At 70.3% G+C, this 12,318-nt stretch carries 14 protein-coding genes; 9 read left to right on the forward strand and 5 right to left on the reverse strand.

What is annotated here, in order from left to right:
• Nucleotides 1-643: 643 nt before the first annotated feature.
• Nucleotides 644-1,522, reverse strand: a complete 879-nt coding sequence (locus ACZ4S3_RS28285) for an NAD(P)-dependent oxidoreductase (RefSeq protein WP_467938945.1) — start codon at nucleotides 1,520-1,522, stop codon at nucleotides 644-646.
• 113 nt (nucleotides 1,523-1,635) lie between these two features.
• Between ACZ4S3_RS28285 and ACZ4S3_RS28290 the strand changes: the two genes are divergently transcribed.
• Entirely contained in the window at nucleotides 1,636-2,244 is a 609-nt protein-coding gene (locus ACZ4S3_RS28290; RefSeq protein ID WP_467938947.1) for a TetR/AcrR family transcriptional regulator, read from the forward strand.
• 12 nt (nucleotides 2,245-2,256) lie between these two features.
• Here ACZ4S3_RS28290 and ACZ4S3_RS28295 read toward each other — a convergent pair whose 3' ends face one another.
• Genes ACZ4S3_RS28295 through ACZ4S3_RS28305 form a run of 3 tightly spaced genes read right to left on the reverse strand, consistent with a single transcriptional unit; the run spans nucleotide 2,257 to nucleotide 6,492 of the window.
• A complete protein-coding gene (locus tag ACZ4S3_RS28295) occupies nucleotides 2,257-2,673 on the reverse strand; it encodes a DUF6924 domain-containing protein (protein WP_467938949.1) in 417 nt (138 codons plus the stop codon).
• A 52-nt stretch (nucleotides 2,674-2,725) separates the two neighbouring features.
• On the reverse strand, nucleotides 2,726-4,762 hold the full coding sequence (locus tag ACZ4S3_RS28300) for an ABC transporter ATP-binding protein (protein WP_467938951.1): 2,037 nt from the start codon (nucleotides 4,760-4,762) through the stop codon (nucleotides 2,726-2,728).
• Nucleotides 4,759-6,492: an ABC transporter ATP-binding protein gene (locus ACZ4S3_RS28305; protein ID WP_467938953.1), complete on the reverse strand. Its 1,734-nt coding sequence runs from the start codon at nucleotides 6,490-6,492 to the stop codon at nucleotides 4,759-4,761. The genes ACZ4S3_RS28300 and ACZ4S3_RS28305 overlap by 4 nt, the downstream gene beginning before the upstream one ends.
• Nucleotides 6,493-6,660: 168 nt before the next feature.
• Here ACZ4S3_RS28305 and ACZ4S3_RS28310 point away from each other — a divergent pair, with 168 nt between their 5' ends.
• From ACZ4S3_RS28310 to ACZ4S3_RS28340, 7 genes are all read left to right on the forward strand, one after another.
• Nucleotides 6,661-6,906, forward strand: coding sequence for a MoaD/ThiS family protein (locus tag ACZ4S3_RS28310; RefSeq protein ID WP_467939046.1), 246 nt, complete (start codon nucleotides 6,661-6,663; stop codon nucleotides 6,904-6,906).
• Between the two features lie 10 nt (nucleotides 6,907-6,916).
• Nucleotides 6,917-7,999 (forward strand): hypothetical protein, encoded by a 1,083-nt coding sequence (locus ACZ4S3_RS28315; protein WP_467938955.1) that lies wholly within the window; start codon nucleotides 6,917-6,919, stop codon nucleotides 7,997-7,999.
• Between the two features lie 157 nt (nucleotides 8,000-8,156).
• Complete coding sequence (locus ACZ4S3_RS28320) at nucleotides 8,157-8,864, forward strand: LmeA family phospholipid-binding protein (RefSeq protein WP_467938957.1); 708 nt, start codon at nucleotides 8,157-8,159, stop codon at nucleotides 8,862-8,864.
• A 250-nt stretch (nucleotides 8,865-9,114) separates the two neighbouring features.
• The gene (locus tag ACZ4S3_RS28325) at nucleotides 9,115-9,222 is read left to right on the forward strand and encodes a putative leader peptide (RefSeq protein WP_393538362.1); all 108 of its coding nucleotides are present in this window, start codon (nucleotides 9,115-9,117) and stop codon (nucleotides 9,220-9,222) included.
• A 187-nt stretch (nucleotides 9,223-9,409) separates the two neighbouring features.
• The gene (locus ACZ4S3_RS28330; protein ID WP_467938960.1) at nucleotides 9,410-10,255 is read left to right on the forward strand and encodes a sulfurtransferase; all 846 of its coding nucleotides are present in this window, start codon (nucleotides 9,410-9,412) and stop codon (nucleotides 10,253-10,255) included.
• Between the two features lie 41 nt (nucleotides 10,256-10,296).
• Nucleotides 10,297-10,584 (forward strand): DUF1416 domain-containing protein, encoded by a 288-nt coding sequence (locus tag ACZ4S3_RS28335; protein WP_467938962.1) that lies wholly within the window; start codon nucleotides 10,297-10,299, stop codon nucleotides 10,582-10,584.
• A 117-nt stretch (nucleotides 10,585-10,701) separates the two neighbouring features.
• The gene (locus ACZ4S3_RS28340) at nucleotides 10,702-10,992 is read left to right on the forward strand and encodes a DUF3099 domain-containing protein (RefSeq protein WP_467938964.1); all 291 of its coding nucleotides are present in this window, start codon (nucleotides 10,702-10,704) and stop codon (nucleotides 10,990-10,992) included.
• Between the two features lie 35 nt (nucleotides 10,993-11,027).
• On the opposite strand, the gene ACZ4S3_RS28345 is transcribed toward ACZ4S3_RS28340, so the two are convergent.
• Entirely contained in the window at nucleotides 11,028-11,393 is a 366-nt protein-coding gene (locus ACZ4S3_RS28345; RefSeq protein ID WP_467938966.1) for a DsrE family protein, read from the reverse strand.
• Between the two features lie 286 nt (nucleotides 11,394-11,679).
• On the opposite strand from ACZ4S3_RS28345, the gene ACZ4S3_RS28350 reads away from it, so the two are divergent.
• Entirely contained in the window at nucleotides 11,680-12,267 is a 588-nt protein-coding gene (locus ACZ4S3_RS28350; RefSeq protein WP_467938968.1) for a heme-binding beta-barrel domain-containing protein, read from the forward strand.
• Nucleotides 12,268-12,318: the final 51 nt, after the last annotated feature.

The raw sequence follows: 12,318 nt of genomic DNA on the forward strand, positions 1-12,318 counted from the left end.
GGTGCTCTCGCTCACGCTTCGCATGCCCGCTTCGCGTGCGTGAAAGCACAAAAGGACCCGGGGGCTACGCTGCCCGGATCCTTCTTGCCCAGCAGAATAGCTCACCTGAGCTCCGGACCCGAGGACGATTTTGCACGTTCTTGTGTTCCGTCGATCACTTCGAGTGGTCATCGGGCGGCGCTGTTGACGGAACCCGGCGTCCGGACCGGGGCCGCCCGCACCCCTCGCAAAGGCCGAATTCCGGGGCCCCCGCGGCTTTCGCCCGCCCCCGCCGAGGCCCGCGCCCGCGCCGGCGCGCCCGGCTGCGCCGGCGCCCTTCAGCGGCCCGCACTTCGCCACGCCGCCGCCGGCTTTTCCCAGCATGCGGACATGATCGCGTACCCCTCCCGCCGCCACGGCGGCTCCGGCGGCCGCTGCGCCCTCGGCGGCCGCCAGGCCCGGGATCTCCCCGCCGCGGCCCACACCGCCGGCTTCTCCATGAGTGGTGCGGGTTCTCCACGAGTGGTGCGGGGCGGTAGCCGTGGCGCTCCGCCCAGCGGCCCTCTGCCGCCAGGGGGAGCACGGGGAGCGCACGGGTGCGCACCCCGGCACAGCGGCCCCGGCCGGCGCGCCGAGAAGCTGCCCGCCCGGATCGCGAACCGGATTACCCGGCAGACTTCCTGAGCACCTTGATCAGGCTGGTGAAGCTGTCTTCGCCGTGGCCGGCCGCCACCCCCCGGTGGAAGAAGGAGGCAAGGGCGGCGGGCACTTCGGTGTCCAGGCCCGCGTCGCGCAGGGTGCGCACCACGTGGTCGGCGCTGACCGCGTCCATGGCCAGCCGGTCCGCGCCGGTGTGGTGGCGGTCCGCGTCGATCTGGTCGCCCATGACCCCGATGAAGTACGACACATCCGCCGCCTTCACGGCGTGCGGCCGGAATTCCTCGGCCGAGATGCCGTTCTCCCGCATCAGCGCGACGGCGTTGAGGTAGCCGGCCATGGACGACCAGAAGAGGGACATCAGCGCCTGGTAGTAGACCTGGGCGAGCCCGGGATCCGCGCCGCGGTAGTCGGTGCCGGTGAGCACCTTCAGGGTGGGCCGGTGGGCGTCGAAGACATCCTTCGGGCCGCTGTAGTAGGTCTCGGAGCCCTCGCTGCCGATGAGCGGGGGCGGGACCTGTACGCCGCCGGTGAGGTAGCGGGCGCCCTGCCCCTCCGCCCACTTGGCGGTCGCGCGGGCCCTCTCCGGGGTGTCGGAGGTGAGATTGACCAGGACGCGGCCGGCCAGCGCCTCGGCGGCGGGTTCCAGAACGGCGTGGCACGCGTCGTAGTCGGTCAGGCTCACTATCACCAGCTCATGGGCGGCCAGCGCCTCGGCGGGCGTCGCGGCCCGCACCGCGCCCCGGGCCACCAGGTCGTCCGCCTTGCTCGCGGTGCGGTTCCACACCGTCACGGCGTGCCCGGCCTTCAACAACGCGGCCGCCATGGCCCGCCCCATCGGTCCGAGCCCGATGACCGTCACCGCCTGCTTACTGCCGTTACTCATGGGATTCCCCTCCGAAAGCGCCGAAAATACGACTAGAACGAACGCTCTATCTAGAGCCATGGGTAACGTAACACGACGCTAGAACGAACGCTCTACTCGATTAGGGTGGGGCCATGCACAAGACCCAGGACGCCCAGGACGGCACCGCGCTCGGCACCCGCGACCGCATCCTCGAAACCGCCGCCCGGCTGCTCCAGCACCAGGGTTACGAGGGCACCGGCATCAAGCAGATCGCCCGCGAGGCCAAGGCCACGCTCGGCTCCGTGTACCACTTCTTCCCGGGCGGGAAGCAGGAGTTGGCGATCGCGGCGATCCAGCACAGCGACCGGGAATTCGCCGAGATGCTGCGCGCGGTACTCGGCGCCGAGGAGGAGCCCGCCGACGCGGTCCGCGCCTTCGCCGACATCCTCGCCGACGCGCTGCGCGCCTCCGACTGGGCCGACGGCTGCCCGGTCACCACCACCGCCCTGGAGACGTCCGGGAGCAGCCCCGAGATCCAGCGGGTGTGCGCAGCGGCGTTCCAGGGCTGGCAGGGCGCGGTCCACGACAAGCTCCGCGCCGCGGGCATCCCCGACCCGGACGCCCGCGAACTGGCCGCGACGGTCATCAACACCCTGGGCGGCGCCGAGGTCAGCGCCCAGGTCCTGCGGGACGACGCGCCGCTACGCATCGCGGGGCGGCACCTGGCGCGGCTGATCGGCAGCTACCGCGCCAGGACATAGCGGCCCGGCCGGTCAGAAGCCGCGGAATATGCCGTCCTCGTCGACGGCGTCGGCGAACTCGAAGAAGTCCATGTTGGCGATGGAGAGATTGGCCTCGAGCGCATGGAGCTCGGCGGCGATGATGCGGAAGGTCCGGCCGCGCTCCTCTTCGTGGAGGTCGACGGCGAGGACGGGGTGCTCATCGGAGGACATGGTCATCCGGTCCGCCACGAAGAGGAAGTACGGGCCCTCCTCCGGCGCCGCTGCCACAAGCTGCTGGGGTGTGGCGTTCTCGTACGCCCGGTCGTCGACGTACTCCACATACGCGACGAGACCGTCCTCGGGGCTCGGCGTCTCGATCGCCTTCCGGACCGCCGCCCAGGCGGCCGGGTCGGCGAAATACGTGCGGATCAGTAAGGGGGCCTCGATGCGGGGCAGTTGAGTGTCCATACCCAGACGGTAAGGGCGGGCACTGACAATGCTGCCCCGGCACCTCGGCCCCTCACTCCGGCGCCGTCACCGCCTCCGCGAACTGGGCCGCGTACAGCCGGGCGTAGGCACCGTCCGCCGCCAGCAACGCATCGTGTGTGCCCTGTTCGACGATCGCGCCGGATTCCATGACGAGGATCAGGTCCGCGTCACGGATCGTGGACAGCCGGTGGGCGATGACGAAGCTGGTGCGGCCGGTGCGGAGCTGGGCCATGGCGTGCTGGATGAGGACCTCGGTGCGGGTGTCGACCGAGCTGGTGGCCTCGTCCAGGACGAGGATGGCGGGTTCGGCGAGGAAGGCGCGGGCGATCGTGATCAGCTGCTTCTCGCCGACGGAGACATTGCTGCCCTCTTCGTCGATGACGGTGTCGTAGCCCTCGGGGAGGGTGCGGACGAAGCGGTCGACGTGGGTGGCCTTGGCGGCCGCCATGACCTTGTCGAGGGAGGTGCCCTCGGGGGCGCCGTAGGCAATGTTCTCGGCGATGGTGCCGCCGAAGAGCCAGGTGTCCTGGAGGACCATGCCGATGTGGGCGCGCAGTTCCTCTCGGGGCATGGCGGCGATGTCGACGCCGTCCAGGGTGATCCGGCCGCCGCGGACCTCGTAGAAGCGCATCAGGAGGTTGACCAGTGTCGTCTTGCCGGCGCCGGTCGGGCCGACGATGGCGACGGTCTGGCCGGGGTGGACGGCCAGGGAGAGGTCCTCGATGAGGGGCTTGTCGTCGGAGTAGGAGAAGGAGACGGACTCGAAGGCGACGCGGCCGGTGACGTGCTCGGGGCGGGCCGGGCGCTCGGCTTCCGGGTCCTGCTCCTTGGCGTCGAGGAGTTCGAAGACCCGCTCGGCGGAGGCGACGCCGGACTGCACGAGGTTGGCCATGGAGGCGACCTGGGTCAGCGGCTGGCTGAACTGGCGGGAGTACTGGATGAAGGCCTGGACGTCGCCGATCGACAGGGCACCGGAGGCGACGCGGAGACCGCCGACGACGGCCACCAGGACGTAGTTCAGGTTGCCGATGAACATCATCGCGGGCTGGATGATCCCGGAAATGAACTGGGCCTTGAACCCGGCGGCGTAGAGCGCGTCGTTCTGCTCGCGGAAGAGCTCGGCGGACTCCCGCTGGCGGCCGAAGACCTTCACCAGGGAGTGCCCGGTGTACATCTCCTCGATGTGCGCGTTGAGCTTGCCGGTCGTCTTCCACTGCTGGACGAACTGCGGCTGCGCGCGCTTGCCGACCTTGGTGGCCACCAGGATGGAGAGGGGGACCGTGAGCAGGGCGACCAGGGCCAGCAGGGGCGAGATCCAGAACATCATGGCCAGGACGCCGACGATGGTCAGCAGCGACGTCACGATCTGACTGAGGGTCTGCTGCAGCGTCTGCTGGATGTTGTCGATGTCGTTGGTCGCCCGGGAGAGCACCTCGCCGCGCTGCTGCTTGTCGAAGTAGCTGAGCGGCAGCCGGGCGAGCTTCTCCTCGACCTGTTCGCGCATCCGGAAGACGGTCCGCTGGACGACGCGGGTGGCGATCCGGGCCTGGACGAAGCCGAAGAGCGAACCTCCTGCGTAGATCAGTGTGGTCCACAGCAGGACCGTGCCGACCGCGCCGAAGTCGATGCCGTGGCCGGGCACGACCGGCATCGCGCCGAGCATGTCGGCGAGCCCGCCCTGGCCATCGGCGCGCAGATGCGCCGCGGCCTGGGCCTTGGTGATCCCCTCGGGCAGCCGGCGGCCGACGATGCCGGCCATGATCAGGTCGGTGGCGTGCCCGAGGATCTTGGGGGCCGTCACGGTCAGCGCCACGCTCAGCACGCCCAGCAGCAGCCCGCAGGCGATGACGCCCCGCTCGGGCCGCATCTGGCGCAGCAGCCGCTTGCCGGAGCCCTTGAAGTCCATCGACTTCTCGGTGGGCTGGCCGCCCATCATGCGGCCGGGGCCCGCCATCGGGGCGGGCCCGCGTCGGGGTGCCGTCTTGGTCTCGGGGCCGGTGGAGGGCGCGGCGTCAGCCGCTCCGGTGGAGCCGGTGCGTGCACCGGACTCTTTGTCCGCGGTGGTCACGCCGCCTCCTGCTCGGTGAGCTGGGAGAGGACGATCTCCCGGTACGTTTCATTGCCGGCCATCAGCTCGGTGTGGGTGCCGGTGCCGACGACCCGGCCCTCGTCCAGCACGACGATCCGGTCGGCGCCGCGGATCGTCGACACCCGCTGCGCGACGATCACCACCGTCGCCCGGTCCGTCTCGCGGGAGAGCGCGGCCCGCAGCGCCGCGTCCGTGGCGTAGTCGAGGGCGGAGAAGGAGTCGTCGAAGAGGTAGATCTCGGGCTTGCGGACCAGTGCCCGCGCGATGGCCAGCCGCTGCCGCTGGCCGCCGGAGACATTGGAGCCGCCCTGCGCGATGGCGGCGTCCAGGCCGCCGTCCATCCGCTCGACGAAGTCGCGGGCCTGGGCGGTTTCGAGGGCGTGCCACAGCTCGTCGTCGGTGGCGTCGGGGTTGCCGTAACGGAGGTTGGTGGCGACCGTGCCGGAGAAGAGGTACGGCTTCTGGGGGACCAGGCCGATGGCCTTCGCCAGCGTCTCCTGGTCGAGGGTGCGCACGTCCTCGCCGTCCACCAGGACCGCGCCGCCGGTGGCGTCGAACAGCCGCGGTACGAGCCCGAGCAGAGTGGACTTGCCGGAGCCGGTGGAGCCGATGACGGCGGTGGTCTCGCCGGGACGGGCGGTCAGCGAGATGTCCTTGAGGACCGGCTCCTCGGCGCCCGGGAAGCGGAACTCGACGCCGCGGAGCTCCAGTTCGCCGTGCCGGCGCAGCTCGGTGACGGGATTGCGGGGCGGGACGACGCTGGTGTCGGTGCCCAGCACCTCCTGGATGCGCTCGGCGCAGACCTCGGCGCGCGGCAGCATCATCACCATGAACGTCGCCATCATGATCGACATCAGGATGTACATGAGGTAGCTGAGGAACGCCGTCAGCGCGCCGATCTGCATAGCGCCGCTGCCGATGCGCTGCCCGCCGAACCAGACGATGGCCACGCTGGAGAGGTTCACGATCAGCATGACCAGCGGGAACATCATCGACATCAGCCGGCCGGCGCGCAGCGAGACGTCGTAGAGATCGGTGTTGGCGCCGGCGAACCGCTCGCGCTCGTAGCGGTCGCGGACAAAGGCGCGGATGACGCGGATACCCGTGATCTGCTCGCGCAGCACGCGGTTGACGGTGTCGATCCGGGTCTGCACGCCGCGGAACAGCGGGCGCATCCGGCGCACGATCAGTGAGACGAGAATCCCGAGGACCGGGACGATGACCAGGAGCGTCCCGGAGAGCGTCACATCCTGGTTCAGCGCCATGACCACGCCGCCGACGCACATGATCGGCGCCGCGACCATCATCGTGAACGTCATCAGCACCAGCATCTGGACCTGCTGGACGTCATTGGTGGTGCGGGTGATCAGCGACGGCGCGCCGAAGGTGCCCATTTCCCGGGCGGAGAAGGACTGCACCCGGTCGAAGACGGCGGCGCGGACGTCCCGGCCGAGCGCCATGGCCGTACGGGCGCCGAAATAGACCGCACCGATGGCGCAGACGACCTGCAGCACCGTGACGGCGATCATGAAGCCGCCCAGGCGGAAGATAGCGCCCGTGTCCCCCTTCACGACACCGTTGTCGATGATGTCGGCATTGAGGGTGGGGAGATAGAGGTTTGCCAGGGTCTGGATCAGCTGGAGCAGCACGATCAGGGATATCGAGCGCCTATGGGGTCGCAGATGCGCCCGCGCGAGTCGGACCAACACGGATAGAGCGTAAGGGAAAAATTGCCTTCGGCAATCGAATATCCGGTTCCCCGCGGGCCGCACCGCAAGCCTCCGCCGGCGCTCGCCCGGAGCGGGGCCGGCCGCCGCGTACGCCATCATGGAGGCGGCAACGAAGGAGAAGGGGCCGTCGTGACAACAACTGGCACCGTGCGCTACTGGGCAGCGGCCAAGGCCGCGGCAGGTAAGGCCGAGGAGCCGTATGCGGCGAGCACGCTCGCCGAGGCGCTGGAGGCGGCGCGCGCCGCGCACGCCGCGAACCCGGAGTTCGCACACGTCCTGATGCGCTGCTCGTTCCTGGTGAACGGCACCGCCGTCGGCACCCGGGACCACGCAACGGTCGAACTGTCCCAGGGCGGCACCGTCGAGGTCCTGCCCCCGTTCGCCGGAGGGTGAGCACACGATCATGAGCGACAACCAGCCGCAGCAGTACCCCGGGTACCAGCCGCAGGATCCGTACGGGCCCGCATACGGGCCCCCGTACGGCGCGCAGCAGGCACCGCAGCCGTACGACCCCCCTCTGGAGCCCTCTGCGCAGCAGCAGTACGGGTACGGGCAGGAACAGGACCAGTACGGTCAGGCCCCGTACGGCACACCGCCTCCCGCGGAGAGCGCCCCCCTCCCCGCCCAGCACCACCAGGCCACCGCCGCGCCCCAGGAGCCGGCCGCCCGGCAGCATCCGCAGCAGGCGGCCCGGCCCGACGCCCCGCCCGCCCCCGCATCCACCGCGCACCTGGCCCCCAACCAGCGCGCCCGCGCCGAGGGCCGGTCGCCGATCATCGCGCCCGGCATGCAGCCGGCCGTGCTGACCGCCGTTCTCGCCGCCCTGCTCGCGCTGACCGCGCCGCTGGCCCGGCCGGTGCTGTGCGTGCCGGTGGTGCTGCTGCAGGCGGTCACGGCGGCCGGCTGGTTCCGGCTGAACGGCATGTGGCCCGCCCGCCAGGGCATCGCGCTCGCGTTCCTGGCCGGACTGACCACCGATGTCGCGCTGCTGGCCACCGACCGCGCGGCCGCGCCCGTGGTGGCCATCGGCACGCTCGGCGTGTGGTGCCTGTTCGTCCTCGTCCTCCAGCTGCGCAATCGCAGCAGCGCGGACGAGCGGATGTACGCACTGACCGCGGGCCTCGCCTCGACCGCGCTCGCGGTGCTCGCCTCCGGCCACCTGGCCGCGACGCCGCATGCGGTCGTGGTCGGCGCCGCCGCGGTCGCCGTCGCGACGCTCGCCCGTGCGCTGCCGCTGCCCTCCTTCGCCTCGGTGGCCGTCGCTCTGATGGCGGCCGCGGGCGCCGGTATCGGGGCCGGCCAGGTGACCGGCTTCGGGACGTCCGGCGCCCTGCTGGGCCTGGCGGCCGGCGGCTGCGCCCTGATCGGCCTGCGGGTCGCCAGCTACGACTACCCGTCGCGGTTTGTGCACATGACGGCCGGCGTGGCCCTGCCGCTCGCGCTCGCCGCACCCGCCGTCTACGTCCTGGGCCGCGCCCTGGGCTGAGCGAGGGCCACCGGGAGAGATCGCACCTCCCGGTGGCGGCCGGGCGCGCACGTCATGGGTCCTCGTCTAGGCTCCCCGGTGCGCAGGCAGGGGGCCTGCACCGTTTGCACCGATGACACGGCCGGGCGTCCGGCCCTTGTGTGGGGGTAATGGTTCGATGCGTGCACTACGCGTGCTGCTGTTCATCGTCGTCATACTCGGCGTGCTGTTCGTGGTCGGCGACCGCGTCGCGGTCAATTACGCCGAGGGCATGGCCGCGGACAAGATCCGCAGCAGTCAGGGACTGGACAAGACGCCAGAGGTCTCGATCAAGGGATTCCCGTTCCTGACCCAGATCGTCGGCCGCAATCTGACCGAGGTGGACGCCGAGCTCGGCGGCATGTCGGCCAGCGCCGAGGGGCGCACCCTGCGGGTGGAGAAGCTGACCGCGCAGTTCCACGACGTCGCGCTGGGCAGCGACTACACCTCCATCCAGAGCGCCGCCTCGGCCACCGGAAAGGCCCAGATCTCGTACGCGGACCTGACCAAGGCGGCGGGCGGCGACGTCAAGATCAGCTACGCCGGTGAGAAGAACGGCCGCAGCCAGGTGAAGATCTCGCCGAACGTCTCCGGCATCCCGTTCGTCGGCTCCCTCGACGTGACCGGCTCCCTCACCGTCAGCGGCAATACGGTCAAGCTGCGCGCCGACGAGATCCCGGCGATGTGCGAGGCCAGCCGGCTCTGCCGGTCGACCGTGCGCTCGCAGACGGACCACGAGTGGAAGCTGACGCAGCTGCCCGGCAACCTGAAGCTGGACAAGGTGGTGACGACGGCGGGGGGCATCTCCCTCACCGCCTCCGGGACGAACGTGAAGATTCCCAGCTGACGGGGCTGCCCGAGCCGACCGTACGTCCGCGCGGCGGGTCGCCCCACCGGCCCGCCCCACGTGCCCCACAGCGCCGTCCATTTCCTGAGACGGCACCGTCCGAACACCAGACCCCCCACCCGCGCACCGCGCGCCGTGTCCCCTTCGGCGCCCCCTCTCGGCACCCTCGCATCCCACATCGCGGACAATCACGTCTCGCCATATGACACGCCGGTGACATGCCCGGCCGTCCGTCCCTACGATCGGTGCCATGCAGAGCGCATTGAGCGGTCTCCGTCCGCGGAGACAAGCGGTACTCACGAAGCGGCGGGCAGTCGACCTGTGCCGCGTCGCCGCCATGCTCTGTCGCCCTGCCTGACGGGCACTTCGCACCCGTCGTCGCCCGCTCGGCCCCACGGGCCGTCCCCCGCGAGTCCCCCGCACAGCGCCGCGCACATCACCCCCTCGCGCAGACCTCCCGTCCGGCGAGGTGCCGCAGCGCGTATACGGCCTACCCGCGTGCAAATCTGCCACTGCCCCCCGCAACTGCCCCGGAGGAGAAGAAAATGAGCCGTAGCGACGTCCTCGTAGACGCCGACTGGGTCGAGGCCCACCTCGAGGACCCGAAGGTCGTGATCGTCGAGGTCGACGAGGACACCTCGGCCTACGACAAGAACCACATCAAGAACGCGGTCCGCATCGACTGGAAGAAGGACCTCCAGGACCCGGTGCGCCGCGACTTCGTCGACCAGGAGGGCTTCGAGAAGCTCCTCTCGGCCAAGGGCATCGCCAACGACGACCTCGTCGTCCTCTACGGCGGCAACAACAACTGGTTCGCCTCCTACGCCTACTGGTACTTCAAGCTCTACGGCCACGGCAGCGTCAAGCTGCTCGACGGCGGCCGCAAGAAGTGGGAGCTGGACTCGCGCGACCTGGTCGACGGCGCGCAGGTGCCCGAGCGCCCGGCCACCGAGTACAAGGCGAAGGCCCAGGACACCTCCATCCGTGCCTTCCGTGACGACGTCGTCGCCGCGATCGACAACCTCAACCTGGTCGACGTGCGCTCCCCCGACGAGTTCAGCGGCAAGCTGCTCGCGCCTGCTCACCTCCCCCAGGAGCAGTCGCAGCGCCCCGGCCACGTGCCCAGCGCCCGCAACATCCCGTGGTCGAAGAACGCCAACGACGACGGCACCTTCAAGTCGGACGACGAGCTCAAGGCCCTCTACCAGGAGGAGTCCGTCGACCTGGCGAAGGACACCATCGCCTACTGCCGCATCGGTGAGCGCTCCGCGCTGACCTGGTTCGTGCTGCACGAGCTGCTCGGCCAGACCAACGTCAAGAACTACGACGGTTCCTGGACCGAGTACGGCTCGCTGGTCGGCGTGCCGATCGAGCTCGGCGCCAACAAGTAGTCCCCCAGAGCTTTTCCCTTACCCCTCAAGGAAGTACCCCTATGTGTGGAGCACAGGCCGGCGGCCCCGACGCCTCGACCATCAAGCCCGGTGAGACCACCATCCAGGGCAGCGTGACCCGCGACGGCCAGCCCGTCACCGGCTACGTCCGCCTCCTGGACAGCACCGGCGAGTTCACCGCCGAGGTCCCCACCTCGGCAACCGGACAGTTCCGGTTCTACGCGGCCGAGGGCACCTGGACGCTGCGTGCGCTCGTCCCGGGCGGCACCGCCGACCGCACCGTCGTCGCCCAGCAGGGCGGCCTGGCGGAGGTCGCCATCGCCGTCTGAGGCGATCCGTACGGCCGGAGGGCCGCACCCCGGGGTTTGGACGCCTTGTGGGGGTGCGGCCCTCCGCGCTCCGCCGACCGGCTTCCACCCGGTGAGCCGCGGATTTACGGTGGAGTTATGTACGCGCACCGCCGGCTGCCGGCGCCGCAACGCCGCCATCGCAGGTACTTCATCCTGATGGGCGTGTGCCTGGTGCTGTTCGTGCTGGCGTGGAGTGTGGTGCGGCTGTGGTCCGTTCCGGTCGCGGTCGGGATGTGTGTCGTCGCCATGGTCATTCCGCCCGTCGCGGCGATCATCGGCAACCGCCGCGAGCCCGGCGAACGCTGGTGGGACGAGAGCGGCGACCCGGAGTCCGACCGCTGGTGGCGCGAGCTGGACGACCGGGACGACGAGCAGCACCCGCAGTAGCCCGGCGGCCTCTGCGAAGTCGGTGCACCAGGAGGTCAGTACACCAGCGCCTGCACGCCCTCCGGCATGATCTCGCTGACGAAGAGCTGGGAGCCGGCGATCCCCGCCTTGTCGATCAGGTCCTTCTGCTCGATGCCACGCCGCGCCGCGCACTGGGTGCACACCGTGATCGCCCCGCCGCCCGCGAGGATCCCGTCGATCAGCTCCGGCAGCGGCGCGGAATGCGGCAGTTCGAACTCGGCCGCCCGCCCCGGCAGCGCGAACCACGCCGACTCCCCGGTCAGCCACAGCGACACCTCGACGCCGCTGGCCACCGCCACCGCCGCCACCGTGAACGCCTGTGAGCACCGCTCGGGCGCGTCCGCACCCGCCGTCACCTTGATCACGAGCTTCTTCGCCATACGGCAAGAGTAGGCCTCGGATCACGGATGGGCGTGCCCCCTTGCTCCTCCAGAGCTCGGGGCGGACCTCACAGCGCCGCCGTCACCGGCGGCGACTAGACTCACAGGCGGTCCGTTACACCACACTCCGCCCAAGGAGCGCGCTCGTGCTTGAGGCAGTCTTCACCACCCTGCTCGTTCTGGTCGCCGTCGGCGTGATTGCCTTCGCCGGGCTGACCTGGAAGAAGCTGTACCAGGGCCAGCGCTGACCGTCCGCCCGTCTTCTACAGAGATCGCCTGAGCTCTCATGATCGAGATCCCGTCCGACCTGAACCCGGCCCTGGTGCCGCTCGCCTTTCTCCTCGGCCGCTGGGAGGGTGCCGGCGTCGCCGACTTCCCGGGCACCGAGAAGTGCAACTTCGGGCAGGAGGTCACCTTCAGCCACGACGGCCGTGACTTCCTCGAATACACCGCACACAGCTGGGTGCTCGACGGCGAGGGCAAGATGGTCCGCCCGCTGGAGTCCGAGAGCGGCTACTGGCGCATCGACGCGGACCGCAAGGTCGAGGTCGTGATGATCCGTGACCAGGGCGTGGCGGAGGTCTGGTACGGCGAGCTGGCCGACAAGAAGCCGCAGATCGACCTGGCCACCGACGCCGTCGCGCGCACCGCCGCGGCCGGCCCGTACAGCGGCGGCAAGCGGCTCTACGGCTATGTCAACAGCGACCTGATGTGGGTCGGCGAGAAGACCACCCCGGACGTGCCGCTGCGCCCGTACATGTCGGCGCATCTGAAGAAGGTCGCCGGCCTGAAGGAGTGGGCGGAGAGCCTGCCCGACGACATGCCCGACGGGGTCTCCTTCTTCCGCCCGGACGGCACGCCCTACGAGGGCTGACCAGCACCATCAGCATGACGCGCCCCGCGGGGGAAGTCCGGTGAGAGTCCG

This window comes from Streptomyces sp. NPDC028368 (assembly GCF_055565615.1).

Bases quoted from the DNA above. Each gene is read 5' to 3' on its own strand.
- ACZ4S3_RS28345 (WP_467938966.1), bottom strand. From the start codon at position 11,393: ATGGCGAAGAAGCTCGTGATCAAGGTGACGGCGGGTGCGGACGCGCCC.
- ACZ4S3_RS28330 (WP_467938960.1), top strand. From the start codon at position 9,410: ATGAGCCGTAGCGACGTCCTCGTAGACGCCGACTGGGTCGAGGCCCAC.
- ACZ4S3_RS28320 (WP_467938957.1), top strand. From the start codon at position 8,157: ATGCGTGCACTACGCGTGCTGCTGTTCATCGTCGTCATACTCGGCGTG.
- ACZ4S3_RS28290 (WP_467938947.1), top strand. From the start codon at position 1,636: ATGCACAAGACCCAGGACGCCCAGGACGGCACCGCGCTCGGCACCCGC.
- ACZ4S3_RS28285 (WP_467938945.1), bottom strand. From the start codon at position 1,522: ATGAGTAACGGCAGTAAGCAGGCGGTGACGGTCATCGGGCTCGGACCG.
- ACZ4S3_RS28315 (WP_467938955.1), top strand. From the start codon at position 6,917: ATGAGCGACAACCAGCCGCAGCAGTACCCCGGGTACCAGCCGCAGGAT.
- ACZ4S3_RS28295 (WP_467938949.1), bottom strand. From the start codon at position 2,673: ATGGACACTCAACTGCCCCGCATCGAGGCCCCCTTACTGATCCGCACG.
- ACZ4S3_RS28350 (WP_467938968.1), top strand. From the start codon at position 11,680: ATGATCGAGATCCCGTCCGACCTGAACCCGGCCCTGGTGCCGCTCGCC.
- ACZ4S3_RS28325 (WP_393538362.1), top strand. From the start codon at position 9,115: ATGCAGAGCGCATTGAGCGGTCTCCGTCCGCGGAGACAAGCGGTACTC.
- ACZ4S3_RS28340 (WP_467938964.1), top strand. From the start codon at position 10,702: ATGTACGCGCACCGCCGGCTGCCGGCGCCGCAACGCCGCCATCGCAGG.
- ACZ4S3_RS28335 (WP_467938962.1), top strand. From the start codon at position 10,297: ATGTGTGGAGCACAGGCCGGCGGCCCCGACGCCTCGACCATCAAGCCC.